The sequence below is a fragment of the Stenotrophomonas sp. C9D9 genome, assembly GCF_056491205.1.
Map to the genome: position 1 here is coordinate 251,929 of NZ_JBSZIF010000002.1, position 25,710 is coordinate 277,638.

The window sequence follows — 25,710 nt, forward strand, 5'->3', positions numbered from 1 at the left end:
GCGATGACCCTTGCCTGGATCGGCCTCGGCGCCAACCTTGGTGACGCGGCCGCCACCGTCGGCGCGGCGATTGCCGCGCTGGACGGCCTGCCCGGGACCCGCCTGCGCCAGGCCTCGCGGCTTTATGCAACGCCGGCCTGGGGCAATGAAGACCAGCCGCCGTTCGTCAATGCGGTGGCCTCGGTCGAAACGACGCTGCCGGCCGATGAGCTGCTGCAGGCGATGCTGGCACTGGAGCAGGGTTTTGGCCGCGTGCGCGATCCGGCGATGCACTGGGGGCCGCGCGCGCTGGACCTGGACCTGCTGCTGTATGGCATGCAGGTACTCGATCAGCCCGGCCTGCAGGTGCCGCATCCGTACCTGCACGAGCGTGCCTTCGTGTTGGTGCCGCTGGCCGAAATCGCGCCGGAACTGACAATTCCTGGCCATGGACGCGTGCAGGATGCAGTGATGCGGGTCGATGCCTGCGGGATCGCGCCGATAGGGTGATAATGACCGGGTTATCTCCCCCGGTTATCAGCACATGAGCACCCACGCAGACAGCAAGCCCTGGACCGTTCCCGCCCTGGCCGAGGCCAAGCGCAATGGCCAGAAGCTGGTCATGTTGACCGCCTACGACGCCGGCTTCGCCCGCACTTTCGACGCCAACGGCGTTGACCTGATCCTGATCGGCGACTCGCTGGGCATGGTCGTGCAGGGCCATGATTCGACCCTGCCGGTAACCGTGGCGGACATGGTCTACCACACCCGCGCCGTGGCCCGCGTGCTGCAGCGTGCGCTGCTGGTGGCCGACCTGCCGTTCGGCGCCGACGCCACCCCGGAGCGCGCGCTGGATGCCTCGTTGCAACTGCTGCAGGCCGGTGCCGAGATGGTCAAGATCGAAGGTGCCGGCTTCAAGGTCGACATCATCCGCTACCTGGTGGAGCGCGAGATCCCGGTCTGCGCGCATCTGGGCCTGACCCCGCAGTCGGTGCTGCGACTGGGCGGCTTCAAGATCCAGGGCCGTGGCGATGCCGCGCGCCAGCTGGTGGAAGATGCCAGGGCCGTGGCCGCCGCCGGCGCCAGCATCATGGTGCTCGAATGCGTGCCGACCCCGGTCGCTGCCGAAGTGACCGCTGCGGTGGATGTGCCGACCATCGGCATTGGTGCGGGCCCGCAGTGCGATGGCCAGGTGCTGGTGCTGCACGATTTCCTTGGCCTGGACAGTGGCCATCGCCGTCCCAAGTTCGTCAAGGATTTCCTTGCCGAAGGTGGCTCGGTGGCCGGTGCCACCCGCGCCTATGCCGACGCGGTGCGCGACGGCAGCTTCCCCGACGAACAGCACGCCTACGCCCAATGATCCAGACCTTCAACGAGCTCGGCGCACTGCGCGAGCAGATCGCCCAGTGGAAGCGCGAGGGGCTGCGCGTGGCGCTGGTGCCGACCATGGGCAACCTGCATGGGGGCCACCATTCGCTGGTGACCCTGGCCCGCCAGTACGCCGACAAGGTGGTGGCGAGCATCTTCGTCAACCCGACCCAGTTCGGCCCCAACGAGGATTTCAGCCGCTACCCGCGCACGCCCGAGGCCGACGTGGCCGGGCTGGAACAGGTCGGCTGCGATGCGGTGTGGCTGCCCAGCGTCGAGGCGATGTATCCGCTGGGCGTGGACAGGACCACGCGCATGCACGCGCCGGGTGTCAGTGAAGTACTGGAAGGCGCCAGCCGCCCGGGACACTTCGATGGCGTGTGCACGGTGGTGGCGCGCCTGTTCCTGCAGGTGCAGCCGGACGTGGCCGTGTTCGGCCGCAAGGACTACCAGCAGCTTGCCGTGATCAAGCAGATGGTGGCCGAGCTGTCGTTCCCGATCCAGATCGTCGGTGCGGAGATCGTGCGGGACGAGGATGGCCTGGCCAAGAGTTCGCGCAACCAGTACCTGAGCGCCGAACAGCGCCCGGTCGCGACCACCCTCCACCGCACCCTGCTGGGGATGCGCGAGGGCTACGTCGCCGGGCAGGTGCGCGAGCGCATCGAGGCCGATGCCACCGCTGCGCTGCAGGCCGCCGGTTTCCAGGTCGACTACGCCGTGCTGCGCACTCCGGAACTGGCCGAGCCGACCTTCGACGGCGGTGGCCGCGTGGCGCTGATTGCCGCGCGGCTGGGCACCACCCGCCTGATCGACAACCTGGAGTTCTGAGCCGCATGCGGCTCCGGGGCGCCCGCAATGGGCGCCTCTCACATCCCACGGACGGGAGACTGGACATGACACCCCGCACCACTGACGCCGGCCGCCTTGCCCAGGCCTCGATCTTCGCTGTACTGGCTGCCGGCATGCTGCCGGCGCAGCTGTTCGGCGGCCTGCTGTTCGCATTGGACCTCGGGCGTACGCCGGTGCCGGCCCTGATCGGTGGCGGGCTGATGTTCGTACTGGCGGTCTGCAATGCCATTGCCGTGCTGTTGCCGATGGCGCTGATCCTGCAGTCTCAGCAGCGCCTGCGCCGGGTCGGTTTCGTCCTTGTGGGGTTCGGCCTGGGCGCGCTGGCCATGGCCACCTGTGCCTGGCCGGGCGACGACAGCGGCCCGCTGCTGCAGCGCCTGCGCTACATCGACACCTTCGACGTGATCAGCTATGGCCTGTCAGTGCTGGCTGCCGGGGGCTTCGGTGCGGTGGCCGGCTGGGCGTTCCATGCGGTGTTCCGCCTGTCGCTGGCAGGTAGCGTTGGCCCCATGCCGCCAGCGCTGCCGGGCGAGGGCGCCTGAACGGCCTTCAGCGTCCTGCTGCAGCCCCCTGATGACGGCCAAGCGGGTGCTAGAATCCGCTCTTTCCTTTGCCGTTGCAGCGCCCCCATGCACCTGTCCCTGCTCAAGACCAAGATCCACCGCGCCACCGTCACCCATTCCGAGCTGAACTACGAAGGCTCGATCGCCATCGATGACAACCTGCTGGCTGCCACCGGCATCCGCGAGTTCGAGCAGGTGCACATCTGGGACGTGACCAACGGTGCGCGTTTCTCGACCTACGCCATCCGCGCCGAAGCAGGCAGCGGCGTTGTCTCGCTCAACGGTGGCGCCGCGCGCCACGTGCAGGTCGGTGACATCATCATCATCGCCGCGTTCGCCAGCATGACCGAGCAGGAAGCTGACAGCTTCAAGCCGAAGCTGGTGTACGTTGATGGCAACAACCAGATCACCCACACCAACGACACGATCCCGACCCAGGCCGCATGACAACGAACAACGGATTCGACTCGCTGCATTCCCACGCCCAGCGCCTGAAGGGCGCAAGCATTCCCAGCCTGCTCGCCGCCGAACCCGGCCGTGTACAGGACCTGGCGCTGCGGGTCGGTCCGTTGTATGTCAATTTCGCCCGGCAGAAGTACGATGCCGCGGCGTTGCAGGCGCTGTTGGCGCTGGCTGCCGAGCGTGATGTCGGCGGCGCCATCACGCGCCTGTTCCGCGGCGAGCAGGTTAACCTGACCGAAGGGCGCGCCGCGCTGCATACCGCGCTGCGTGGCGATGTGGTCGATGCGCCGGTGGCGGCCGAGGCCTATGCCACCGCGCGCGCGATCCGCCAGCGCATGGGCGTGCTGGTGCGCGCGCTGGAAGACAGTGGCGTGACCGATGTGGTCAGTGTCGGCATCGGTGGTTCCGACCTTGGCCCACGCCTGGTCGCCGACGCGCTGCGCCCGGTCACCGGTGCGCGCCTGCGCGTGCATTTCGTGTCGAACGTGGACGGCGCCGCCATGCAGCGCACGCTGGCCACGCTGGATCCGGCCAAGACCGCCGGCATCCTGATCTCCAAGACCTTCGGCACCCAGGAAACGCTGCTCAACGGCCAGATCCTGCACGACTGGCTGGGCGGCAGCGAGCGCCTGTATGCCGTCAGCGCCAATCCGGAACGTGCCGCCAAGGCGTTCGCGATCGCTGCCGATCGCGTGCTGCCGATGTGGGACTGGGTGGGTGGCCGTTATTCGCTGTGGTCGGCGGTCGGTTTCCCGATCGCGCTGGCGATCGGCTTCGAGCGCTTCGAGCAGCTACTGGAAGGCGCCGCGCAGATGGATGCGCACGCGCTGGATGCACCGCTGGAGCGCAACCTGCCGGTGCTGCACGGCCTGACCGACATCTGGAACCGCAACGTGCTGGGCCATGCCACGCATGCGGTGATGACCTACGACCAGCGCCTGGCGCTGCTGCCGGCCTACCTGCAGCAGCTGGTGATGGAGAGCCTGGGCAAGCGCGTGCAGCGTGATGGTGCGCCGGTCACCACCGACACCGTGCCGGTGTGGTGGGGCGGGGCGGGCACCGATGTGCAGCACAGCTTCTTCCAGGCGCTGCACCAGGGCACCAGCATCGTTCCGGCCGACTTCATCGGCTGCGTGCACAACGATGATCCCTACACGATCAATCACCAGGCCCTGCTGGCCAACCTGCTCGCACAGACCGAGGCACTGGCCAATGGCCAGAGCAGCGATGATCCGCACCGTGATTACCCGGGCGGCCGCCCGAGCACGCTGATCCTGCTCGACGCGCTGACCCCGCAGGCGCTGGGTGCGCTGATCGCCATGTACGAACACGCCGTGTACGTGCAGTCGGTGATCTGGAACATCAACGCGTTCGACCAGTTCGGTGTCGAGCTGGGCAAGCAGCTGGCCAGTGGCCTGCTGCCGGCGCTGCAGGGCGAGGATGTGGCGATTGCCGATCCGATGACCCGCGAGATCCTGGCGCAGTTGAAGGGCTGAGGTTCTGGTGCCGGCCAGCGGCCGGCACTACCACGTCACCGGCTCGGGTCGCGCTCCGGGCTCGGCCGCTTGGCCAGCTTGCGCTGCAGCGAGCGCCGGTGCATGCCGAGCAGGCGCGCGGCCGCTGACACATTACCGCCGGTCTCGTGCATCGCCTGCTGGATGTGTTCCCACTGCAGGCGGCTGATCGGCGTCATCGCATCGGGCACTTCCATTTCGCCATCGTCGGCCGGGCCGTCGTCTTCCTCGCCGAGGGCGCGCAGGATCATCGGCACCGTGGCCGGCTTCGGCAGGTAATCATCCGCACCCAGCTTGATCGCCTCCACCGCGGTGGCGATGCTGGCGTAGCCGGTCACCAGCAGGATCCGCATGTCCGCGCGCAGCGCGCGCAGCGGCTGGATCAGTGCCAGGCCGGAATCGCTGCCCAGCTTCAGGTCGATCAGCGCGAACGCCGGTGGATGCTGGCGGGCCAGCGCCAGCGCACTGGCGGCATCCTGTGCGGTCTGCGTTTCAAGCCCCTTGCGGGCCAGGCTGCGTTGCAGGGTACGCAGGTACAGCTCGTCGTCGTCGACCAGCAGGCCCTGGGTGGAATGGTGAAGGCTCATGGGGTGTCCTCGCGTGGGGCCAGCGGCAGGCGGAAGCCGACGCGGCTGCCGGCCCCCTGGGCCGGGCGCATCCACATCTCGCCGTCGAGGCGTTCGATGGTGGCATGGGACAGGGCCAGGCCGACGCCCATGCCCTCGCTCTTGCTGCTGCCGAACAGCTTGCCCGGCAGCACGGCGGCACGGGCGTCGAAGCCATGGCCGTAGTCGCGGACTTCGCCGATCAGGTCGTCGCCTTCGATGCGCAGGTCCAGGTCCACACGTGGCCGGCCGGCCTTCTCGCCGGCATCGGCAGCGTTGTTGAGCAGGACCATCAGCAGATGGCCCACGCCCGGGTCGAGCGGCAGCCGCAGCGGCGCATCGTCGTTGCGGTGGAGGTCGATGGTCGGCCGCACCAGGCGCCATTGCTCCAGCACCTGCTGGGCGCTGGAGTGGCTGCGGCCCGGTGCGTCGGCCGAGGCCGGAGCAGCCAGCGCCAGCACGCGCTCCCGGCACTGCACCAGCAGCTCGCGCAGGGTTTCCATGTCCTCGCGCACTTCCGGCTCTTCGCTGCGCTCGGCGACGTCGTCGGCGAGCAGGGTCATCGTCGCCAGCGGCGTGTTCAGTTCATGCGCCACCGAGGCGGCATGGGTGGCCAGCGCGACGATGCCCTCGTTGCGGGCGAAGCGCTCGCGCAGTGCCGACAGTTCCAGTTCGCGCTCCCGCAGGGCCAGCGCCAGCCGGGTGGAGAAGGCCAGCACCACCGCGGCGGAAATCAGGAAGTTGGCGACCACGCCCCAGCGATTGAGATCCTGCGCGCGGAAATAACCGTCCGGCAATGGCTGGCCGAAGATGCCGCTGGCGGCGTAGCCGAGCAGGCAGGCCAGCGCCACCGCCAGTGCCCAGCGCAGGGGCAGGGCGAACGCGGCCAGTGCGATCAGGATCAGGAACAGTGAACTGAACGGGTTGGCCATGCCGCCGCTCCAGCCGACCATCCAGGTCAGGATGATCACGTCCACCAGGATGTGGCCGAATGCGGTCAGCGGCGCGGTGTCGGCCGCTTCCGGGCGCAGCTGGGTATAGATGTTGAACAGAGTCAGCACCGCCACGCCTGCCCACAGCGGCAGCTGCGGCAATGGCAGGCCCAGCACCCAGGTGGCGACCAGGATGGTGGCGGCCTGGCCGCCTACGGCAAGCCAGCGCAGGCTGCACAGGGTACGGAGAAACGGGGCGTCGGGACCGGTCATTCACGCTCATCGTATGCGTTCACGGGCGGCCGTGCCTGCGACAATAGGCCGCAGCCGTGCCACCGGCTGAATGCGAGTCACCCGGAATGCGGGGGCGGGCGGTAGAATGCGCCCATGCACGACGCCGTCACCCGCCCGACTCCTCCCTCCGATGCCACCTCCTGGCCCCGCCGCCAGACCCATGCCGTGCAGATCGGCGGGGTCACCGTAGGCGGAGGCAAGCCGGTGGTGGTGCAGTCGATGACCAACACCGACACGTCCGACGTGGCCTCCAGCGTGAAGCAGGTGGCCGAGCTGTGGCGGGCCGGTTCGGAAATGGTGCGGTTGACCGTCAATACCGTGGAAGCCGCTGCGGCGATCCCGCGCATCGTCGACAAGCTGGCGATGATGGGCATCGACGTGCCGCTGATCGGCGACTTCCATTACAACGGCCACCAGCTGCTGACCGCCGAACCGGCGTGTGCCGAAGCGCTGGCCAAGTACCGCATCAACCCGGGCAACGTCGGCTTCGGCAAGAAGAAGGACCTGCAGTTCGCCCAGCTGATCGAGTTCGCGATCCGCTACAACAAGCCGGTGCGCATCGGCGCCAACTGGGGCTCGCTGGACCAGGCCCTGGCGGCGAAGCTGATGGACGAGAACAACCTGCGCGAGCAGCCCTGGGATGCCGGTCGCGTGCTGCGCGAAGCGCTGATCCGCTCGGCGCTGGATTCGGCCGAGCAGGCGGTGGAACTCGGCCTGCCGCGCGACCGCATCGTGCTGTCGGCCAAGGTCAGTGGCGTGCAGGAGCTGATCGCGGTGTACCGCGACCTGGCCCAGCGCTCCGATTTTGCCCTGCACCTGGGCCTGACCGAGGCCGGTATCGGCAGCAAGGGCATCGTCGCCTCGTCGGCGGCGTTGAGCGTGCTGCTGCAGGAAGGCATCGGTGACACCATCCGCATCTCGCTGACCCCGGAGCCGGGCCAGTCGCGCACGCAGGAAGTGATCGTCGCCCAGGAACTGCTGCAGACCACCGGCCAGCGCGCCTTCACGCCGCTGGTCACGGCCTGCCCGGGCTGTGGTCGCACCACCTCCGAGTTCTTCCAGGAACTGGCCAAGGTGGTGCAGAACCATGTGCGCGAGAAGATGCCGCTGTGGAAGATCCACCACCCGGGTGCGGAGAACATGACCCTGGCGGTGATGGGCTGCATCGTCAACGGGCCGGGTGAGTCGCGGCACGCCAACATTGGTATTTCGTTGCCGGGCACCGGTGAAACCCCGGCCGCGCCCGTGTTCGTCGATGGCGAGAAGAAGGTGACCCTGCGTGGCGAGAACATCGCCCAGGAATTCGTCGCCCTGATCGACGACTACGTCGAACACAAATATGTCCGAAGCGCCGGATAAGCCCGCGATCCTCGCTGCGCCGGAGTCCGCCTCCGGTTTCCGCCACTGGATGGCGCGCAATGCCTGGCGCCTGGTGCTGCTGTTCGGTGGCGTGCTGCTGCCGTTGGCGGGTTTCGTCGCCCTAGCCGACGAAGTGCACGAGTTTGAATCGTTCCATTTCGATGCGCCGCTGCTGTGGCAGATGCATGGCCTGCATTCACCGCTGCTGGACCGCTTCTTCGTGCTCATTTCCAGACTGGGCTACGAATGGTTCCTGATTCCGGCCGACGTGCTGATCATCGGCGTGCTGCTGGGCTACCGGCGTTGGCGCGAGGCCACGTTCGTGGCGGTCAGCTTCGTCGGCTCGGCGCTGCTGAACATGGGCAGCAAGCATTTCTTCCAGCGCCAGCGCCCCAGCCTGTGGGAATCGATCGCGCCGGAATCGACGTTCAGCTTTCCCAGTGGCCACGCGATGGGCTCGATGACCCTGGCCGTGACCCTGGTGCTGCTGGCCTGGAATACCCGCTGGCGCTGGCCGGTGCTCGTGCTGGCGCCCTCGTTCAGCCTGCTGGTCAGCGTCTCCCGGGTCTATCTGGGGGTGCATTACCCCTCCGACATCCTGGCCGGGTGGTGTGCCGCGCTGGTTTGGGTGGTAGGGTGCTATCTGGTCATGTTCAGTCGCCGGCATCCTTGGCGACGTCAGGATTCGCCGCCAGCGACGGCCAGCGAAGCATCATCACAGGGGGATTGACGTGGATGACCCCTCCGGGGCGTCTACGTAATAGATCAGTTGTTTCGTTGCAGCAGGTTCTGCAAGACAGGGGGCAAGCACAACGCGCGGTACTGTGATGCGCAAGGCAGAATGCCTGGGTCGCATCTCGAACGCGCTTGCAGGGGTATCGGCGCCCTGCCTAGCTTGACCTGCAATGGCCGCATGCGAAGAGGTACGTGAATGACGATTCGAGTCTACCTGGTGGATGACCACGCGCTGGTCCGCACCGGGATGAAGATGATCCTGTCGGGGGAGACCGACATCGAGGTGGTGGGCGAAGCCGAGACCGGTGAAGACGCGCTGCGCGATGTCCGTCAGCTGCTGCCGGACGTGGTGCTGTGCGACCTGCACCTGCCCGGCGTGAGTGGCATGGAAGTGACCGAGCGCATCGTCCGCAGTCACCGCAACACCCGCGTGGTGATCGTATCGGTGCTGGAAGACGGGCCGCTGCCGAAGCGCTTGCTGGAAGCCGGGGCTGCCGGCTACATCGGCAAGGGCTGCGATGCGCAGGAGCTGCTCCGTGCGGTGCGCGACGTGGCCATGGGCCGTCGCTATCTGGGCACCAGCATCGCGCAGAACCTGGCCTTGTCGACTGTGGAAGGCAATGGCTCGCCGTTCGACAGCCTGTCGCCGCGCGAGCTGGAAGTGGCGTTGCTGCTGACCCAGGGCCTGCGCCAGGAAGACATCGCGCGGCGCTTGAGCCTGAGCGCGAAGACGGTGAACACGCACAAGGCGCGGCTGTTCGAGAAGATGGGGATCCACGACAACATCGCGCTGGCGCGCATGGCCAGCCAGTATGGGCTGGTGGATCCGGCACGGCCGCTGTGAGGGATTCGGCCAACGGCTGAGCCCCTCGCGGTGTGCGGCAGGATTCGTGGGGTTGGCCCTGCGGAAGGATTGCGCAGGGGACGCCGTGAATCCATCCCTGGAGGCTCGGGCGCGCTATCCATGGCGCTTACGCCCCTGCGCAATCCCTCCGCAGGGCCACGGACAGGTTCCGTGCGCGTCCACCGCGGAATGAAGAAGGAAGAGCAGGAGCGGGTCGCGCGGGGTCGGATCCCTTTCCCGGTGGGAAAGGGCTCTGACCCCTGATGATGCCGGAGCCGAGCGTGGGCTCGGCTCTACAGCTCGCCGGGTTTAGTGGCTGCGTACGCGCTTGATGATCTTCGCGGCGTCGGCGGCGCTGGCGCGGACCTTGTCCCAGGCACCGTCGGCGATCCAGTTGCCCGGCACCATCCACGAACCGCCGATGCAGACCACGTTCTTCTGCTCAAGGTACTCGGCGGCGGTGTTTTCGGTGATGCCGCCGGTCGGGCACAGCTTGAGGTCGGCGACCGGGCCGGCCAGGCCCTTGATCATCGCCAGCCCGCCCACGGCCGTGGCCGGGAACAGCTTGCACACGCGGAAGCCGCGCGCATACAGCGACAGCAGCTCGGTCAGCGTGGCCGCGCCTGGCACCACCGGCAGCGGGGCGGCGGCCAGCGCATCGGCCAGCGCCGGCGGCGTACCCGGGGTCACCAGGAAATCCGCACCCGCATCGATGGACTGCTGCATCTGCTCCACGGTCAGCACCGTGCCCGCACCCACCACCACGTCCGGCAGCTCGCGCTTGAGCATCGCCAGCGCTTCCATCGCCACCGGTGTGCGCAGCGTCAGCTCGATCGCCGGCAAACCACCTTCCAGCAGCGCCGCGCTGACCGCACGCGCCTGGTCCAGCGTATGAATCGTCACCACCGGCAGGATGCCCGCCGCATGCAACAGCTCCGCCGCCTTCACCTGATGTTGTTCGATACCCATAGCTCTGCTTCTGCCTTTGCTTCTGCGTTTGAATTTGATTTTCAGTGATCACTTCGCGGCGTCGATGCGCCGGAGAGAGTGATGCGGCGGAGGGCAGGCCGTCGTCAGGACCGTTCGCGCCATGGATGGCGCGACCGAGCCTACAGGGATGTATTCACGGCGTGTCCTGGCGACGGCCTGCCCTCCGCCGTCACCAGCACACTCACCGCCAACGCACACCCGCAACGCCCTTCACCCCTCAGGCGTCCTTCGCCTCATGCGGCGCCGCCGCCGCCGCGGCATCGTGCCCCAACTCGTACTCCGCGTCGTACTCCCACGGCCCGCCATCGGCCGCCGCCGGCCCGCACGAAATCGAAATCGCACCCTGGTCGGCCGGGCCCACCACGCGACGGTTGATCGCGAACAGGTTGCGGCCCAGGTCATGCGCGGCAGGCGCGGTGTTCGGCGCCAGCGAGCGTGCGGTCCATTCGGCCGCGTCCACCAGCACTTCCAGCGTGCCGGCCTCACCGTCGAGGCGGATCATGTCACCTTCGCGGACCTTGGCCAGCGGACCACCCCGCGCCGCTTCCGGCGTCACATGGATCGCCGCCGGAATCTTGCCCGAGGCGCCGGACAGGCGGCCGTCGGTGACCAGTGCCACGCGCCGGCCCTGGTTCTGCAGCAGCCCCAGAAGTGGCGCCAGCGAATGCAGTTCGGGCATGCCGTTCGCACGCGGGCCCTGGTAACGCACCACCGCCACGAAATGCTCGGGCAACAGGCCGCCGGCATGCAGCTTGTTCAGCACCTGCGGCGCATCGACCACCACCGCCGGTGCCTCGATCGTGCGGTACTGCGGCTTCACCGCCGACAGCTTGATCAGCGACTTGCCCAGGTTGCCGCGCAGCAGGCGCAGGCCGCCCTGGTGTTCGAACGGGTTGTCGACGCCGCGCACCACTTCGTCATCGGCGCTGTGTTCCAGGCCCGGCAGGTAGACCAGCTGACCATCGCGCAGCTGCGGTTCGCGGGCGTAGTCGGCCATGCCGCCGCGCGCCACGCTGACCAGGTCGCCGTGCATCAGGCCCGCTTTGATCAGCTCGCCGAACACGAAGGCCGGGCCGCCAGCGGCCGCGAAGCGGTTCACGTCGGCGTCGCCATTCGGGTAGACGCGGGCCAGCAGCGGAATCAGCTGCGACAGTTCGTCGAAGTCGTCCCAGGTCAGCACGATGCCGGCTGCGCGCGCCACCGCGATCCAGTGGATGGTGTGGTTGGTCGATCCGCCGGTGGCCATCAGCGCGATGACCGCGTTGATGATCGCGCGCTCGTCGATGATCCGGCCCAGCGGGCGGAAGTCGTCGCCCAGTGCGGTGATGTCGAGCGCGCGCTCGGTGGCTTCACGGGTGAGGGCGTCGCGCAGCGGCGTGCCCGGATTGACGAACGACGCGCCCGGCAGCTGCACGCCCATCGCTTCCAGCAGCACCTGGTTGGAATTGGCAGTGCCGTAGAAGGTGCAGGTGCCGGCGCCGTGGTACGACGCGGACTCCGCTTCCAGCAGTTCTTCGCGGGTGGCTTCGCCGGCAGCGTAGCGCTCGCGCACTTCGGCTTTCTGCTTGTTCGGGATGCCCGGGGTCATCGGACCGGCAGGCACGAACACCGCCGGCAGATGGCCGAAGGCCAGCGCACCGATCAGCAGGCCCGGCACGATCTTGTCGCACACACCGAGGTAGACGGTGGTGTCGAACATGTCATGGCTGAGCCCGATCGCGGTGGCCTGCGCGATCACATCGCGCGAGAACAGCGACAGTTCCATGCCGCCGCGGCCCTGGGTGACGCCGTCGCACATCGCCGGCACGCCGCCGGCCACCTGTGCGGTGGCGCCCAGCTCGCGGGCGATCTCGCGGATCTGCTCGGGATAGGTCTCGAACGGCTGGTGCGCAGACAACATGTCGTTATAGGCGGTGATGATGCCGAGGTTCGGCGTCACGCCGCCGCGCAGGCGGCTCTTGTCGGTACCGCCACAGGCGGCGAACCCGTGGGCAAGGTTGCCGCAGCTCAGGCGGCTGCGGAACGGGCCCTCACGCAGGGAGGCGTCGATCGCGGCCAGGTAAGCGGCGCGCGAAGCGGCGCTGCGGCGGATGACGCGCTCAGTGATGGCTTGCAGTTGCGGATGGAGGCTCATTGGCTACCGGCGTTCGAGGTGGCGAGAGGCAAGCGGCGGCACGGCGCCGCCGCCGACATCAATCAGCCCAGTGGACGCGCAGGCGCGCGCCTTCCAGGTTGATCGCATTGAGGATCGGATACTGCTGGGCGTCGTTGCTGTCCAGCGCCTGGCGCAGCACCTGCAGCTTCTGCTTGCCGCGCAGCAGCAGCAGGCGCTGGCGGCACTGGCGCAGGCCATGCGGGGTCAGGGTGATGCGCAGCGGCCACTGGTTCGCGCCGGGGCAGCCGGTGGCATCCAGCGCCGCGTAGGGCAGGGTGCTTTCCAGTGCGCGGGCCAGGTCCTTCGAGCCCGGGAACAGCGAGGCGGTGTGGCCGTCGTTGCCCATGCCCAGTGCCACCAGGCTCGGCGGCTGGCTGTGCTGCGCCTGCAGGTTGGCGGTGTACACGCATTCGGGCAGGGGCTTGCCGATCCGCACCAGCGGATCGAAATGGGCGCCCTCGGCGCGCTTCAGCAGGTGTTCGCGCACCAGCCAGGCATTGCTGTCGCGATCCTGCGGCGACAGCCAGCGCTCGTCGGCCAGGCTCACTTCCACCCGGTCCCAGTGCACGTCCAGTTCGGCCAGGGCCTGGTAGACCGGTGCCGGCGTGGTGCCACCGGACAGCAGGATGCGGGCACGGCCCACTTCGTTGATGTCGTGGTTGAGGGTCTGCGCCATCTCGGCGGCTACCGCTTCGATCCAGCCATCGGCATCGCCGTGGTTGATGAACTCGATGCGGTCGTCGTGGAAGGTGGTGGGGCTCATGCGGCAACTCCAGGTGCGTCACGTTCGGCGTCGGTGGCATAGGCGGCGGCGCCCAGCAATCCGGCGTGGGGATGCATCACCGCCAACGAGGGCACGCGCGCCATGATCGAGGAGAAGCGTCCCTTGTGCTCGAAGCGTTGGCGGAAACCGGAGTGCTGCAGCGAATCGAGCATCTTCGGGGTCAGTCCGCCGGTCAGGAACACGCCGTCCCACGCGCCCTGGGTCAGTACCAGATCGCCAGCAATGGCGCCGAACACGGCGCAGAACACATCGACGGTGCGCATCGCCTGCGGATCACCGTGCAGGGCGCGGGCAGTCACGTCCACCGGCTGCAGCTGGCCCGGATCGATGCCGGCCATCTCGCACACGGCGCGATGGATGTTGACCAGCCCGGGGCCACAGATCAGGCGCTCATTGGAGACGCGGCCGAACTGTTCGGACAGGATCTCAAGGATGCGGATCTCCTCCGGGGTTCCTGGCGGGAAGCTGACATGGCCGCCTTCGGTTTCCAGCGGGTAGCAGCGCCCGTGGCGCAGGATCAGGCCGCCGACACCCAGGCCCGTACCCGGCCCGATCACCGCATAGTTGCGTGGCTGGCCCGGCTTGCCCGGCACCCAGGCGGCGCCGCCGACCTGGACCACGTCATCGGGCTGCAGCAGTGAAATCGCCATCGCCTGTGCGGCGAAGTCGTTGATCAGGTGCAACTCGTCAAACCCGAGCATGGCGGCGGTGCGGCTGCGCGAGATCACCCACGGATGGTTGGTGATGCGTGCTTCGTCTCCATCCACGCGACCGGCCACCGCGAACACGCCGCGGCTTGCCGTGGCGCCGATCTGTTCCAGATGGTGGCGCGCGGCATCACCCAGCGACGGGAACTCCGCCACCGCGTACTCGCGGATGCTGTCCTTCAGCAGCGGTGCGTCCAGCGACGTGTCGGCCAGGGCGAAGCGGGCGTTGGTGCCACCGATGTCGGCGACCAGCACCGGCTGCGAGCTGGCACTCATGCCGACGCTCCGCTGTCCGGCGCGTCCACGCCCTGCGGCAGGAACTCGCCTGCGTTGGCCGGGCCCCATTGGCCGGCGGGGTAGGGTTCCAGCGGCAGCTTGGCGTCCTTCCAGGCATCGGCCACGCTGTCGATCCAGGCCCAGGCAGCACGCACTTCGTCATCGCGCACGAACAGCGTGTGGTTGCCGTTGAACGCATCCAGGAACAGGCGCTCGTAGGCGATGCGGCGGTGCAGGCCGGTTGGCACCGACAGTTCCAGTTCCAGCGGATGCAGTTCCAGCGCGCCCCATTCCGGGCCGGCCAGGCTGCTCATCAGGCCCAGTTCGATGTTTTCCTGCGGCTGCAGCTGGAACACCAGGCGGTTCGGTGCGGCCTGCGCGCGCTGCGGGCGCTCGAACAGCCAGTGGGTGACCGGCTTCAGCGTGACCACCACGCGGGTGGTGCGCTCGGGCAGGCGCTTGCCGGTGACCAGGTGGAACGGCACGCCGCTCCAGCGCCAGTTGTCGATATGCGCGGTGACACCGGCGAAGGTTTCCACGTCGCTGCCTTCCGGCGGCTGGTAGGCCTGGGCCGGCTGGCCGTTGATGGTGCCGGCGGTGTAGCGGCCACGGATGCTGTCACGCGCGGCGTGCTTGGCATCGAGCGGACGCAGGGCGCGCAGCACCTTGACCTTCTCGTCGCGGATGCGGTCGGCTTCCAGCGAGGCCGGCGGTTCCATCGCCACCATGCACAGCAGCTGCAGGATGTGGCTCTGCACCATGTCGCGCAGCGCGCCGGAGCGGGCGTAATAGGCATCGCGGCCATCCACGCCTTCGCTCTCGGCCACCAGGATGTGCACCGATTCGATGTAGTTGCGGTTCCACACCGCTTCCAGCAGCGTGTTGCCGAAGCGCAGTGCGATCAGGTTCTGCACCGCCGCCTTGCCCAGGTAATGGTCGAGGCGGAACACACGGTCCTCGTCGATCCACTGGCCGATGGTGCTGATGATTTCCTCGGCGCTCTCGCTGTCGCTGCCGATCGGCTTTTCCAGCATCAGGCGTGCCGGCGCGGCGAGGGCGCCGCCCTTGGCCAGGCCTTCGCAGGTGGAGATGTACAGGCCCGGCGGGATGGCCAGGTAGCTGACGCACTTGCGGTGCACCAGGTCGGCGACCGCGGCGGCAACCGAGTCGACGTCGCGCAGGTCCACCGAACGGTAGTCGATGCGGCGCAGCAGGGCGCTGATGTCGTCCTGCGTGGCCATCGGCATGGCCTGCTGCAGGCGCGGCCGCAGGATGTCATGGAAGGCTTCGGTGTCATGCCCGGACAGGGCCAGTGCGCGGATGCGGAAGTCCTCCGGCAGCAGGCCGTCGCCAAGCAGGCGAAGCAGCGAAGGGAACAGGTAGCGCTGGGCCAGATCACCTGTGGCACCGAACAGGAAGAGGGTGTCGTGCATCGCTCGAGTTTCAGATCCGGGTGACATCGTTGTCAATCGCTTCATGGCTGGGTTCGGGGGACATCCGCGCAACTGCCTGTCCGAGGCTCGTCAGGGGCGTTCTCCGGGGTACCGGAAGACCGTTCCATTCGAAACCACTACCTCGGCGGAACCTTCGTTCAACCGCCGACGCAGATCGGTGCGCACCGATCATCGGATAGTGCCACGTGAAAACGTTTACATGGCAGAATGGGCAACTGTATTCGATTGCAGTGCTCGCCGTCATGCGGCAGGCGCGCAATCATCACTGCCATCGGGAGGGCCGAGGCAGTCCCAAAAGACAGCCCGGCTTCGGGCGGACCGGATAGGTGATATGGCAAAAGTGCAGTTGCAGGGTGTGCGCAAGGTCTATGACAACGGCCAGGTCGCGGTGAAGGACGCCAGCTTCGAGGTCGCCGATGGCGAGCTGATGGTGCTGGTCGGCCCGTCCGGCTGTGGCAAGTCGACCCTGCTGCGGATGGTGGCTGGCCTGGAGGAGATCAGCGGCGGCACGCTGACCATCGGTGATCGCGTGGTCAACGATGTTGCGCCGAAGGACCGCGACATCGCGATGGTGTTCCAGAGCTATGCGCTGTACCCGCACATGACCGTGGCCGAGAACCTGGCCTTTGGGCTGAAGCTGCGCGGTCATGACAAGGCGACCATTGACAAGCGCATCGCCGAGGCGGCGCAGACGCTGGGCCTGACCGAGATGATGGACAAGCTGCCCAAGGCGATGTCCGGTGGCCAGCGCCAGCGTGTTGCGCTGGGTCGCGCACTGGTGCGCGAGCCGGCGGTGTTCCTGCTCGACGAGCCGCTGTCCAACCTGGATGCCAAGCTGCGCCACAGCGTGCGTACCGAAATCGCGCAGCTGCACCGCAAGCTGGGCACCACCATGATCTACGTGACGCACGACCAGGTCGAAGCGATGACCCTGGGCCAGCGCATCGTGGTGCTGAAGGACGGCATCATCCAGCAGATCGATACGCCGATGGCGCTGTACGACCGCCCGGCCAACCTGTTCGTGGCCGGTTTCCTCGGCAGCCCGGCGATGAACGTGCTGCGTGGCACGCTGCAGGGCGATGCCGGCGGCGTGACCGTGGTCGACGGCGAATGGCGCGCACCGCTGGGCCAGGCCACGATCGATCCGGCATGGCTGCAGAAGCCGATCGCGGTGGGCGTGCGTCCGGAACACCTGCAACCGGCGGCTGCCGATGATGCGCATGCGTTCACCGCGCGCATCGAAGGCATCGAACCGGTCGGCAACGAGATCTTCGTCAACCTGAGCAGTGGCCAGCATGCGCTGACCATGCGCGTGGCGCCGCAGGCGCTGCCGGCGGTGGGCGAGCAGATCCGCGTGGCGATCCACCCGCAGGGTCTGCATTTCTTCAATCCGGAAACCAGCGAGCGGCTGTAGCGGGTAGTGCCGGCCGCTGGCCGGCAACCTCAACCATGCGTGGTTGCCGGCCAGCGGCTGGCACTACCATTCATTCGCCGAAGGCGTGCGGACCAACGGTCCGCACCCACCGGGTTCAGTAGATCCACGCCAGGCGTGGATGGGATGCCGGCAGAAGCAGTGCGGACCAAGGTCCGCACCCACCAGATGCGGTTTCCCGCCGGGTTCAGCGCGCCAGTCCGTCCAGCAGCGGCACGCGCTGCGCGCTGGCATCACTCACCTGCAGATCGGCGTCGCTGGCCTCCAGCGGCAGCACCGCCAGCGCCAGGTCGCCGGCCACGCAGGCGATCGTGCCCAGTGCCGCGCCGTCCTGCTGTACGCCATCGCCGGCCCGTGCCGGTGCTGCGGTATGCAGCAGTTGCACCGCACGCTTGGCCTTGCCGAGGAAGTGGGTGCGGGCGACGATTTCCTGGCCCGGATAGCAGCCCTTCTTCACGCTGTAGCCGTTCAGGCGGTCCAGGCCGAGCTGCTGCGGGGTCCACACTTCGCGCTGGCTTTCGTCCAGCCGCGGCAGGCCGTAGCGCAGGTCGGCCTGGCGCCAGGCCAGGGTGAAGGCGGCCTCATCAGCTTCGCTGCCGGCGGCGAAGGCATCGGCGCTGCCGATACGCAGGGTGCGCGGCAGGGCATCGCTGCCCAGGTCCAGCTCCCAGCCGTCTCCTGCGGTCTGCGCAATGGCGGCGCCGCTGGCGGCCTCGGGTGCGGTGAACGCGCCGGCCACCGCCAGATCGCTGCGCACCTGCACCTTCACCTTGCGGCGGAACACGAAGCGCTGCAGTTGCGACGCAATCGCATCGGCATCGCCGTCGGCCAGTACCAGCATCACGTGGTCGTCGGCCAGCCGAAGCAGCTGGAACACCGCCAGGGTGCGGCCCTTGGCGCTCAGCCAGGCACTCCACTGCCAGTGCTGCAGGGGCAGGGCGGTGACATCGCTGCTGAACTGGGCGTGGGCAAAGACAGCCGCATCCGGGCCTTGCAGGCTCAGCAGCTGGTGGCCGGGCAGGCGCGGATATCCGACGAAAGCAGGGGGCAGGTTGTCAGGCACGTGAACGAGGTCTAAAATTTGTGCGTTGCGAGACCGAACATGATAGGCCAAACAACCCCCACTCCCGACGACGAATCTGAAGCCCCGCTGGTCCCCGCGGCACCCGTGCCCGTGGAACAGGAAAAAGCAGAAGAATTCGGCGGCCGCGGCGGACTTGATCCGGTGCGGTATGGCGATTGGGAGAAAAACGGACGCTGCATCGATTTCTGATCAGCATTGAGCCAACGCGGCCGCGTGCCGCCCAGCCGAGACAACGAGCCCAGCGAATGGCGACCAGACAACGCCCACTTTCCCCGCACCTTCAGGTGTATCGCTGGCAGATTCAGATGGCCACCTCGATCCTGCATCGAGCCACTGGCGTCTTTCTGTCTGTTGGTGCCCTCATCATCGCCGCCGGCCTGCTGGCCCTGATGATGGGGCCCGAATCCTGGAACTGCTTCACCGGCCATGCCGGGGCCTGGTATGGCCGCGTGTTCCTGTTCGCGTGGACATGGTCGTTCGCCTATCACCTGTGCAATGGCATCCGCCATGTGGTGCAGGACTTCGCCATCGGCTTCAGCATCCCCGCCTTCATCCGCAGCAGCTGGCTGTCGGTCATCGGCAGCCTGGTGATCACCCTGCTGGTGTGGGCCTATGTGATGTTCGGAGGTGCCGCGTGAGCAAGTTCCGTACCCCGTTGAAGAACGTGCGCGGCCTTGGCTCGGCCAAGACCGGCACCGAGCACTTCGTGCACCAGCGCTTGACCGCCGCCGCCCTGGTGGCACTGGGCATCTGGTTCCTGGTCTTCGTGCTGGGCCTGCTGGGCTCGGACTACGCGACCGCCGCCGCCGCCGTGGCCAAGCCGTGGAACGCCGTGCCGCTGATCGGCCTGCTGATCGCCATGTTCTGGCACGCGCAGCTCGGCATGCAGGTCGTGCTGGAAGACTACATCCACGAATCGCTGCTGGCCCTGGTGCTGCAGACCGCGGTGAAGTTCGTCGCCGTGCTCGGCATGATCGTCAGTGTGTTTGCGGTGGGCCGCATCGCCCTCGGCGTTGCCTGAGCCCAGGCACCAACACAGGAATCCAGATTAGATGTCCGCTTACAAGATCACCGAACACAAGTACGACATGGTCGTGGTCGGCGCCGGCGGCGCCGGCCTGCGCGCCACGTTCGGCCTGGCCGCCAAGGGCCTGCAGACCGTGTGCCTGACCAAGGTCTTCCCGACCCGTTCGCACACCGTTGCCGCCCAGGGCGGTATCTCGGCCGCACTCGCCAACATGGGCGAGGACGACTGGCGCTACCACTTCTTCGACACCATCAAGGGTTCGGACTGGCTGGGCGACCAGGACGCCATCGAATACATGTGCCGTGAGGCCATCCCGGCCATCATCGAGCTCGAACACTACGGCGTGCCGTTCTCGCGCACCGCCGAAGGCAAGATCTACCAGCGTCCGTTCGGTGGCATGACCACCAAGTACGGCGAAGGCCCGGCGGCGCAGCGTACCTGCGCGGCGGCCGACCGTACCGGCCACGCGATGCTGCACACCCTGTACCAGCAGTCGCTGAAGCACGATGCGCGCTTCATGATCGAGTACTTCGCACTCGACCTGATCTTCGATGACGAAGGCGCCTGCCGCGGTGTGCTGGCGCTGGACATGTCCGACGGCACCCTGCACCTGTTCCGCGCCCAGGGCGTGGTGCTGGCCACCGGCGGTTACGGCCGTGCCTACTTCAGCGCCACCTCGGCGCACACCTGCACCGGCGACGGTGGCGGCCTGGCCATGCGTGCCGGCATCGCCATGCAGGACATGGAGTTCGTGCAGTTCCACCCGACCGGCATCTACGGCGCCGGCTGCCTGATCACCGAGGGTGTCCGCGGTGAAGGCGGCATCCTGCGCAACAGCAGCGGCGAGCGCTTCATGGAGCGCTACGCACCGCACTACAAGGACCTGGCCTCGCGCGACGTGGTCAGCCGTTCGATGACCATCGAGATCCGAGAAGGCCGCGGCGTCGGCGAGCACAAGGACCACATCCTGCTCGACCTGACCCACCTGGGCCCGGGCGTGATCGACGAGAAGCTGCCGGGCATCGCCGAGAGCGCCCGCATCTTCGCCGGGGTCGACGTGCACAAGCAGCCGATCCCGGTCATCCCGACCGTGCACTACAACATGGGTGGCATCCCGACCAACTACCACGGCGAAGTCGTGCGCAAGGTCGGCGACAACCCGGATGCGGTGGTGCCGGGCCTGTACGCCATCGGTGAAGCGGCCTGCGTGTCCGTGCACGGCGCCAACCGCCTGGGCTCGAACTCGCTGCTGGACCTGGTGGTGTTCGGCCGTGCGGTGGCCAACCGCTGCGCCGAGACCATCAAGCCGGGCGCTTCGCACAAGCCGCTGCCGGCCGATGCCTGCGACAAGGCGCTGGGCCTGCTGGACAAGCTGCGCCACGCCAACGGCGATACCCCGACCTCGGTCATCCGCGATCGCATGCAGCGCACCATGCAGGCCGACGCGGCGGTCTTCCGCACCAGCCAGACGCTGAAGGAAGGCTGCGAGAAGATGGACAAGATCTTCGACTCGTTCCAGGACGTGAAGGTCTCCGACCGTTCGCTGGTCTGGAACTCGGACCTGATCGAGACCTACGAGCTGAACAACCTGCTGCTCAACGCGGTGGCGACGATCAACTCGGCCGAACAGCGCAAGGAGAGCCGCGGCGCGCATGCGCACGAGGACTATCCGGACCGCGACGACGTCAACTGGCAGAAGCACACCCTGGTCAGCGTCGACGAGAAGGGCAAGTGCAGCTTCGACTACCGTCCGGTGCACATGTACACGTTGACCGACGACGTGTCCGTGGTGCCGCCGAAGCCGCGCGTGTACTGATCCGACCCCGCCTACCATGCAATCCGCGCCCACGGGCGCGGGCCGCCTGAGCCAACGAGAGCAGCCATGGCCGAGTTTTCACTCCCCAAGAATTCCAAGATCACGAAGGGCAAGCACTTCCCCGTCAAGAACGGCGGCAAGAACGTGCGCACCTTCAAGATCTACCGCTGGAGTCCGGACGACGACAGCAACCCGCGCACCGATACCTATGAAGTCGATCTGGACGCCTGCGGCCCGATGGTCCTGGACGCCCTGATCAAGATCAAGAACGAGATCGACCCGACCCTGACCTTCCGCCGCTCGTGCCGCGAAGGTATCTGTGGTTCGTGCGCGATGAACATCGACGGCACCAACACCCTGGCCTGCACCCGAGCCATCTCGGACTGCCGCAAGAAGGAAGTGCCGATCTACCCGCTGCCGCACATGAACGTGGTCAAGGATCTGGTTCCGGACCTGACCCACTTCTACGCGCAGTACGCCTCGATCAAGCCGTGGATCCGCACCCAGACTCCGGCACCGCCGGACCGTGAGCGCCTGCAGTCGCCGGAAGACCGCAAGAAGCTGGATGGCCTGTACGAGTGCATCCTGTGCGCCTGCTGCTCGACCAGCTGCCCGAGCTACTGGTGGAACGGCGAGCGTTACCTGGGCCCGGCGATCCTGCTGCAGGCCTACCGCTGGATCATCGACTCGCGCGATGAGGACACCGGTGCGCGCCTGGACGATCTGGAAGATCCGTTCAAGCTGTACCGCTGCCACACCATCATGAACTGCGCCCGGACCTGCCCGAAGGGCCTGAACCCGGCGCTGGCGATCGCCGAGATCAAGAAGCTGATGATGGAACGCCGCGCCTGATCGGGCCCGGCTGTACCCGGTAGAGCTACGCCACGCGTGGCTTTGCCACCCCAGCAGAGCCACGCCATGCGTGGCTTTGCTGTATCTGGAGAAACACGATGGAAGAAGATGTTCTGCTGAAGAAGCTGCGCTGGCGCTGCCGCCGCGGCATGCGTGAGCTGGATCAGCTGTTCGGCCGTTACCTGGACCACGAGTGGAGCACTGCGCCGACCGAAGAGCGCGAGGTTTTCCTGTTCCTGCTCGACTGCGAGGACGATAAGTTGTGGCGCTGGTTCATGGGCTACGAGGCCTGCCCGCATGCGCACGCGATCCCCCTCATGCAGAAGATCCTCGCCCTCAAGCCTTGAGTGGCGCCCCTCGCGGCTGCAGGCCGCCGCCCAGTTGGCGGTGCTGCTGGCTGCGCCCTTGCTGCTGCGCGCATCGGATCTGCCTTCACGGCTGCTGATGCCCGCGGTGGTGCTGGCCTGGTGCGTGGGCCTGGCCGAACTGGCCTGGCGCCAGCGCAGGCCACGCGTGCCGGTGCTTCTGCCGGTACCGCCCGAGCCGCTGCAGGTGGCCGGGCAGGACGCCGATGCACCACAACTCGTCGTGCGCGGGCCGTGGCTGCTGTTGCTCTGGCGTGAGGAACGGCGCCGCCAACGCCTGCTGTTCTGGCCCGATGTGCTGGATTCCGGGCAGCGACGTGAACTGCGACTGGCCGTGGCCGCACGTGCCGTTTCCCGTCGGCCCCGTACGATGGCACCATAAGCTGAATTGACCGGCGTGCCTGCATGTTCAAACCCATTCCCGTGGCCATTGGCCTGCGCTACCTGCGCGCCAAGCGCCGCAACGGCTTCATCTCCTTCATCTCGATGGCATCGATCCTGGGCATCGCGCTCGGCGTCACGGTGCTGATCACCACCCTGGCGGTGATGAGCGGTTTCCAGAAGGAAATCCGCAGCCGCCTGCTGCAGATGACCGCCCACACCACCATCAGCCGCGACGGCGAGCCGATGCCGGACTGGATGCGCGTGGTCGACATCGCCCGCAAGGATCCGCGCGTGGCCGGTGCCGCGCCGTACATCGAGATCCAGTCGATGATCAGCGGCCCGCGCGTGCAGGGCGCGATCATCCAGGGCATCGATCCGGCGCTGGAGCCGAAGGTGTCTGTGATCGACAAGAAGGTCACCAAGGGCAGCTATGACAGCCTCACGCCGGGCAGCTTCAACCTGCTGCTGGGCAAGGAACTGGCGATCTGGCTGGGCGTGGACGTGGGCGACCAGGTGCTGGTGACCTTCGCCGAAGTGCAGGGCACGCCTGCCGGCGCGGTACCACGAATGAAACGCTTCACCGTCAGCGGCATCTTCGAGGCGGGCTACAACGAGGTCGACCGCGGCGTCGGCTTTGCCAACATGCAGGACCTGGAGCGCGTGCTGCGCAGCGACGGCGCCACCGGCGTGCGCCTGAAACTGCACGACATGGACCGCTCGCTGGAAGTGGGCGTGGACCTGGCGCAGAGCCTTGGCGGCGCGTACCGGGTGAGTGACTGGACCCAGCAGAACGCCAACCTCTACCACTCGCTGCGCATGGAGAAGGTGGTGATGGGCATCCTGCTGTCGCTGATCATCGCCATGGGCGCGTTCAACCTGGTGTCCTCGCAGGTGATGCTGGTCACCGACAAGCAGGCCGACATCGCCATCCTGCGCACGCTGGGCCTGACCCCGGGCGGGGTGATGCAGGTGTTCATGGTGCAGGGTTCGCTGATCGGCATCTTCGGCACCCTGGCCGGCCTGATCGGCGGCATCACCCTGACCCTCAACCTGGAACGCATCCTCGGCGCGATCGAAAGCGTGTTCAACGTCAAGCTGCTGCCGGAGGACGTCTACTACATCACCGGCCTGCCGACCGACATGCAGACCGGCGACGTGGTGGCGATCACCGTGGTCGCGCTGCTGATGAGCTTCCTGGCCACCCTCTATCCCGCCTGGCGGGCAGCACGCACCCAGCCGGCGGAGGCCCTGCGTTATGAATAAGGTCTTCAACCGCGGCGATGAAGTGATCCGCGCCGAAGCACTGGGCAAGACCTACGCCGAAGGGCGCATGCAGACCCCGGTGTTCGATGGCCTGGACCTGACCGTGACCGCCGGCGAAACCGTGGCGATCATCGGTGCTTCCGGTGCCGGCAAGAGCACGCTGCTGCACCTGCTGGGTGGCCTCGACATTCCGACTGCGGGCGAGGTCTACGTGACCGGCCAGCGCATGTCGGCGCTGTCGGACACTGCGCGTGGCCTGCTGCGCAACCAGGCGCTGGGCTTCGTCTACCAGTTCCACCACCTGCTGCCTGAGTTCACCGCGCTGGAAAACGTGATGATGCCGGTGCTGCTGGCCGGCACCGCCGTGGCCGAAGCGAGCAGCCGGGCCACCACGCTGCTGGAAGCGGTCGGCCTCGGCCATCGCCTGGACCACAAGCCGGGCGAGCTGTCCGGCGGCGAACGCCAACGTGCCGCAGTGGCGCGTGCGCTGGTCAATCATCCGGCCTGCGTGCTCGGCGACGAGCCCACCGGAAACCTGGATGACCGCACCGCGGGCACCGTGTTCGAGCTGATGCTGGAACTCAACCGCGCGCGCCATACCAGCCTGGTGCTGGTCACCCACGACCGCAGCCTGGCGCGGCGCCTGGACCGGGTGCTGGAGCTGCGCGAAGGGCGCCTGCACGCACTGGCCCACGCCGACGTCTGAGCGGCCGGCAACGGCCGCCTCCCGGCGCCTGAACGGGTTTACCTGCCATCGCGCCGGCCGCACATCGGCCGGCGCATGATCGAAGCAGGTTCCCCGAGGAGATCGCCATGAAGACCCCGATCCTGATCGCCGGACTCTGCCTGGCGCTGGCCGCCTGCGCGACCACCGGCCGGCTCAGCAGTACCGAGAAGCTGGATCTGTACCGTGCCCACGCCGGCGCGCCGCAGAACGACATGCAGTTCTTCGGCAACCTCAATGGCTGGACCGAGCTGGGTGACAGCGCCCTGGCGGTCTGGACCCGGCCGAGCGAGGCTTACCTGCTGGAACTGAGTGGCCCGTGTCCAGACCTGTCCTACGCCACCGCCATCGGGCTGACCAGCAGCATGGGCCGGGTGTCGTCGCGTTTTGACAAGGTGCTGGTGCGCGACCCGACCGGTGGCCCGCGCATGCCGTGCTTCATCAACAGCATCCGCAAGCTGGACGTGAAGGCGTTGCGCACTTCCGAGCAGGAGCTGCGCCAGGCGCAGGTGCAGGAGCGCGAGGCGGAAACCGCCCCGGCCAAATGATCAAAAAAAGGGGACGGAGGGGATTAAGTCGTTTGTGCCACAAACGACTTAATCCCCTCCGTCCCCGTTTTGTTGTCAGGTTTCCGGGGTGAAGCCGGCTGGCTTTTCCGCGTCCTTCTCGAACAGGAACTTGACCAGTTCGCCTTCAAGGAACGCGCGATGTTCCGGGGTGCGCGGCGACAGGCGGTTCTCGTTGATCAGCATGGTCTGGTGCGCCAGCCACGCAGCCCAGGCCTGCTTGCCGATGTTGTTGAAGATGCGCTGGCCCAGTTCGCCGGGGTAGGGCACGAAGTCCAGGCCCTCGGCATCGCGTTGTTCGTACTGGCAGAAGACGGTTCGGGACAT

29 protein-coding genes are annotated in these 25,710 nt (G+C 67.4%); 20 read left to right on the forward strand and 9 right to left on the reverse strand.

The genetic code is table 11. The annotated features are described in order from the left end of the window. Window positions 1–3: 3 nt before the first annotated feature. The 6 genes from folK to pgi all read left to right on the forward strand — a co-directional run bounded on the left by folK (window position 4) and on the right by pgi (window position 4,717). Window positions 4–489 (forward strand): 2-amino-4-hydroxy-6-hydroxymethyldihydropteridine diphosphokinase, encoded by a 486-nt coding sequence (gene folK / locus ACXI0D_RS01285; protein ID WP_014036788.1) that lies wholly within the window; start codon window positions 4–6, stop codon window positions 487–489. 34 nt (window positions 490–523) lie between these two features. Beyond that, complete coding sequence (gene panB, locus ACXI0D_RS01290; RefSeq protein WP_004153072.1) at window positions 524–1,339, forward strand: 3-methyl-2-oxobutanoate hydroxymethyltransferase; 816 nt, start codon at window positions 524–526, stop codon at window positions 1,337–1,339. Then, window positions 1,336–2,175 (forward strand): pantoate--beta-alanine ligase, encoded by an 840-nt coding sequence (gene panC, locus ACXI0D_RS01295; protein ID WP_479642154.1) that lies wholly within the window; start codon window positions 1,336–1,338, stop codon window positions 2,173–2,175. The genes panB and panC overlap by 4 nt, the downstream gene beginning before the upstream one ends. A gap of 65 nt (window positions 2,176–2,240) precedes the next feature. After that, window positions 2,241–2,738, forward strand: a complete 498-nt coding sequence (locus tag ACXI0D_RS01300) for a hypothetical protein (RefSeq protein ID WP_049447199.1) — start codon at window positions 2,241–2,243, stop codon at window positions 2,736–2,738. Window positions 2,739–2,825: 87 nt separating this feature from the next. After that, a complete protein-coding gene (panD, locus tag ACXI0D_RS01305) occupies window positions 2,826–3,206 on the forward strand; it encodes an aspartate 1-decarboxylase (protein ID WP_006432456.1) in 381 nt (126 codons plus the stop codon). Continuing rightward, on the forward strand, window positions 3,203–4,717 hold the full coding sequence (gene pgi / locus ACXI0D_RS01310) for a glucose-6-phosphate isomerase (protein ID WP_119007668.1): 1,515 nt from the start codon (window positions 3,203–3,205) through the stop codon (window positions 4,715–4,717). The genes panD and pgi overlap by 4 nt, the downstream gene beginning before the upstream one ends. Window positions 4,718–4,752: 35 nt before the next feature. On the opposite strand, the gene ACXI0D_RS01315 is transcribed toward pgi, so the two are convergent. Both ACXI0D_RS01315 and ACXI0D_RS01320 read right to left on the reverse strand, forming a co-directional pair. Continuing rightward, on the reverse strand, window positions 4,753–5,322 hold the full coding sequence (locus tag ACXI0D_RS01315; RefSeq protein WP_049447255.1) for a response regulator transcription factor: 570 nt from the start codon (window positions 5,320–5,322) through the stop codon (window positions 4,753–4,755). Then, window positions 5,319–6,545, reverse strand: a complete 1,227-nt coding sequence (locus ACXI0D_RS01320) for an ATP-binding protein (protein ID WP_119007669.1) — start codon at window positions 6,543–6,545, stop codon at window positions 5,319–5,321. The genes ACXI0D_RS01315 and ACXI0D_RS01320 overlap by 4 nt, the downstream gene beginning before the upstream one ends. Window positions 6,546–6,659: 114 nt before the next feature. On the opposite strand from ACXI0D_RS01320, the gene ispG reads away from it, so the two are divergent. The 3 genes from ispG to ACXI0D_RS01335 all read left to right on the forward strand — a co-directional run bounded on the left by ispG (window position 6,660) and on the right by ACXI0D_RS01335 (window position 9,504). After that, window positions 6,660–7,925: a flavodoxin-dependent (E)-4-hydroxy-3-methylbut-2-enyl-diphosphate synthase gene (ispG, locus tag ACXI0D_RS01325; RefSeq protein ID WP_087922229.1), complete on the forward strand. Its 1,266-nt coding sequence runs from the start codon at window positions 6,660–6,662 to the stop codon at window positions 7,923–7,925. Further along, window positions 7,906–8,655, forward strand: coding sequence for a phosphatase PAP2 family protein (locus ACXI0D_RS01330; RefSeq protein ID WP_119007670.1), 750 nt, complete (start codon window positions 7,906–7,908; stop codon window positions 8,653–8,655). The genes ispG and ACXI0D_RS01330 overlap by 20 nt, the downstream gene beginning before the upstream one ends. Window positions 8,656–8,856: 201 nt before the next feature. Next, entirely contained in the window at window positions 8,857–9,504 is a 648-nt protein-coding gene (locus ACXI0D_RS01335) for a response regulator (protein ID WP_005416124.1), read from the forward strand. A gap of 309 nt (window positions 9,505–9,813) precedes the next feature. Here ACXI0D_RS01335 and eda read toward each other — a convergent pair whose 3' ends face one another. The 5 genes from eda to zwf all read right to left on the reverse strand — a co-directional run bounded on the left by eda (window position 9,814) and on the right by zwf (window position 15,849). After that, window positions 9,814–10,473: a bifunctional 4-hydroxy-2-oxoglutarate aldolase/2-dehydro-3-deoxy-phosphogluconate aldolase gene (eda, locus tag ACXI0D_RS01340; protein WP_119007671.1), complete on the reverse strand. Its 660-nt coding sequence runs from the start codon at window positions 10,471–10,473 to the stop codon at window positions 9,814–9,816. Between the two features lie 238 nt (window positions 10,474–10,711). Further along, on the reverse strand, window positions 10,712–12,628 hold the full coding sequence (edd, locus tag ACXI0D_RS01345) for a phosphogluconate dehydratase (RefSeq protein WP_049445492.1): 1,917 nt from the start codon (window positions 12,626–12,628) through the stop codon (window positions 10,712–10,714). Window positions 12,629–12,686: 58 nt separating this feature from the next. Continuing rightward, complete coding sequence (pgl, locus tag ACXI0D_RS01350) at window positions 12,687–13,412, reverse strand: 6-phosphogluconolactonase (protein ID WP_049445490.1); 726 nt, start codon at window positions 13,410–13,412, stop codon at window positions 12,687–12,689. Continuing rightward, window positions 13,409–14,416 (reverse strand): glucokinase, encoded by a 1,008-nt coding sequence (glk, locus tag ACXI0D_RS01355; RefSeq protein ID WP_119007672.1) that lies wholly within the window; start codon window positions 14,414–14,416, stop codon window positions 13,409–13,411. The genes pgl and glk overlap by 4 nt, the downstream gene beginning before the upstream one ends. Further along, entirely contained in the window at window positions 14,413–15,849 is a 1,437-nt protein-coding gene (gene zwf / locus ACXI0D_RS01360; protein WP_049445486.1) for a glucose-6-phosphate dehydrogenase, read from the reverse strand. Before zwf ends, glk begins: the two co-directional genes overlap by 4 nt. A 352-nt stretch (window positions 15,850–16,201) precedes the next feature. Here zwf and ACXI0D_RS01365 point away from each other — a divergent pair, with 352 nt between their 5' ends. Then, window positions 16,202–17,284 carry an ABC transporter ATP-binding protein gene (locus ACXI0D_RS01365; protein ID WP_119007673.1) on the forward strand — a complete coding sequence of 361 codons (1,083 nt, stop codon included), beginning with the start codon at window positions 16,202–16,204 and terminating at the stop codon, window positions 17,282–17,284. 205 nt (window positions 17,285–17,489) lie between these two features. Here ACXI0D_RS01365 and ygfZ read toward each other — a convergent pair whose 3' ends face one another. After that, window positions 17,490–18,365, reverse strand: a complete 876-nt coding sequence (gene ygfZ / locus ACXI0D_RS01370; RefSeq protein ID WP_119007674.1) for a CAF17-like 4Fe-4S cluster assembly/insertion protein YgfZ — start codon at window positions 18,363–18,365, stop codon at window positions 17,490–17,492. A gap of 39 nt (window positions 18,366–18,404) precedes the next feature. On the opposite strand from ygfZ, the gene ACXI0D_RS01375 reads away from it, so the two are divergent. From ACXI0D_RS01375 to ACXI0D_RS01420, 10 genes are all read left to right on the forward strand, one after another. After that, on the forward strand, window positions 18,405–18,575 hold the full coding sequence (locus ACXI0D_RS01375; protein ID WP_005409075.1) for a DUF1674 domain-containing protein: 171 nt from the start codon (window positions 18,405–18,407) through the stop codon (window positions 18,573–18,575). A gap of 56 nt (window positions 18,576–18,631) precedes the next feature. Continuing rightward, entirely contained in the window at window positions 18,632–19,024 is a 393-nt protein-coding gene (sdhC, locus tag ACXI0D_RS01380) for a succinate dehydrogenase, cytochrome b556 subunit (protein ID WP_024958620.1), read from the forward strand. Beyond that, window positions 19,021–19,407 carry a succinate dehydrogenase, hydrophobic membrane anchor protein gene (gene sdhD / locus ACXI0D_RS01385; RefSeq protein ID WP_049400952.1) on the forward strand — a complete coding sequence of 129 codons (387 nt, stop codon included), beginning with the start codon at window positions 19,021–19,023 and terminating at the stop codon, window positions 19,405–19,407. The genes sdhC and sdhD overlap by 4 nt, the downstream gene beginning before the upstream one ends. Before the next feature lie 31 nt (window positions 19,408–19,438). Continuing rightward, window positions 19,439–21,229, forward strand: a complete 1,791-nt coding sequence (gene sdhA / locus ACXI0D_RS01390) for a succinate dehydrogenase flavoprotein subunit (protein WP_049445482.1) — start codon at window positions 19,439–19,441, stop codon at window positions 21,227–21,229. A gap of 66 nt (window positions 21,230–21,295) precedes the next feature. Next, window positions 21,296–22,081, forward strand: a complete 786-nt coding sequence (locus ACXI0D_RS01395; RefSeq protein ID WP_479642155.1) for a succinate dehydrogenase iron-sulfur subunit — start codon at window positions 21,296–21,298, stop codon at window positions 22,079–22,081. 98 nt (window positions 22,082–22,179) lie between these two features. Next, window positions 22,180–22,428: an FAD assembly factor SdhE gene (locus tag ACXI0D_RS01400; protein ID WP_005409080.1), complete on the forward strand. Its 249-nt coding sequence runs from the start codon at window positions 22,180–22,182 to the stop codon at window positions 22,426–22,428. Further along, window positions 22,379–22,828 (forward strand): hypothetical protein, encoded by a 450-nt coding sequence (locus ACXI0D_RS01405; protein WP_119007675.1) that lies wholly within the window; start codon window positions 22,379–22,381, stop codon window positions 22,826–22,828. Before ACXI0D_RS01400 ends, ACXI0D_RS01405 begins: the two co-directional genes overlap by 50 nt. A gap of 23 nt (window positions 22,829–22,851) precedes the next feature. Then, on the forward strand, window positions 22,852–24,093 hold the full coding sequence (locus ACXI0D_RS01410) for a lipoprotein-releasing ABC transporter permease subunit (RefSeq protein ID WP_014036805.1): 1,242 nt from the start codon (window positions 22,852–22,854) through the stop codon (window positions 24,091–24,093). Then, window positions 24,086–24,799 carry a lipoprotein-releasing ABC transporter ATP-binding protein LolD gene (gene lolD / locus ACXI0D_RS01415; protein ID WP_014036806.1) on the forward strand — a complete coding sequence of 238 codons (714 nt, stop codon included), beginning with the start codon at window positions 24,086–24,088 and terminating at the stop codon, window positions 24,797–24,799. Before ACXI0D_RS01410 ends, lolD begins: the two co-directional genes overlap by 8 nt. 107 nt (window positions 24,800–24,906) lie before the next feature. Beyond that, window positions 24,907–25,365: a DUF6491 family protein gene (locus tag ACXI0D_RS01420; protein ID WP_119007676.1), complete on the forward strand. Its 459-nt coding sequence runs from the start codon at window positions 24,907–24,909 to the stop codon at window positions 25,363–25,365. Window positions 25,366–25,440: 75 nt separating this feature from the next. Here ACXI0D_RS01420 and ACXI0D_RS01425 read toward each other — a convergent pair whose 3' ends face one another. Then, complete coding sequence (locus ACXI0D_RS01425; protein ID WP_119007677.1) at window positions 25,441–25,710, reverse strand: oxidative damage protection protein; 270 nt, start codon at window positions 25,708–25,710, stop codon at window positions 25,441–25,443.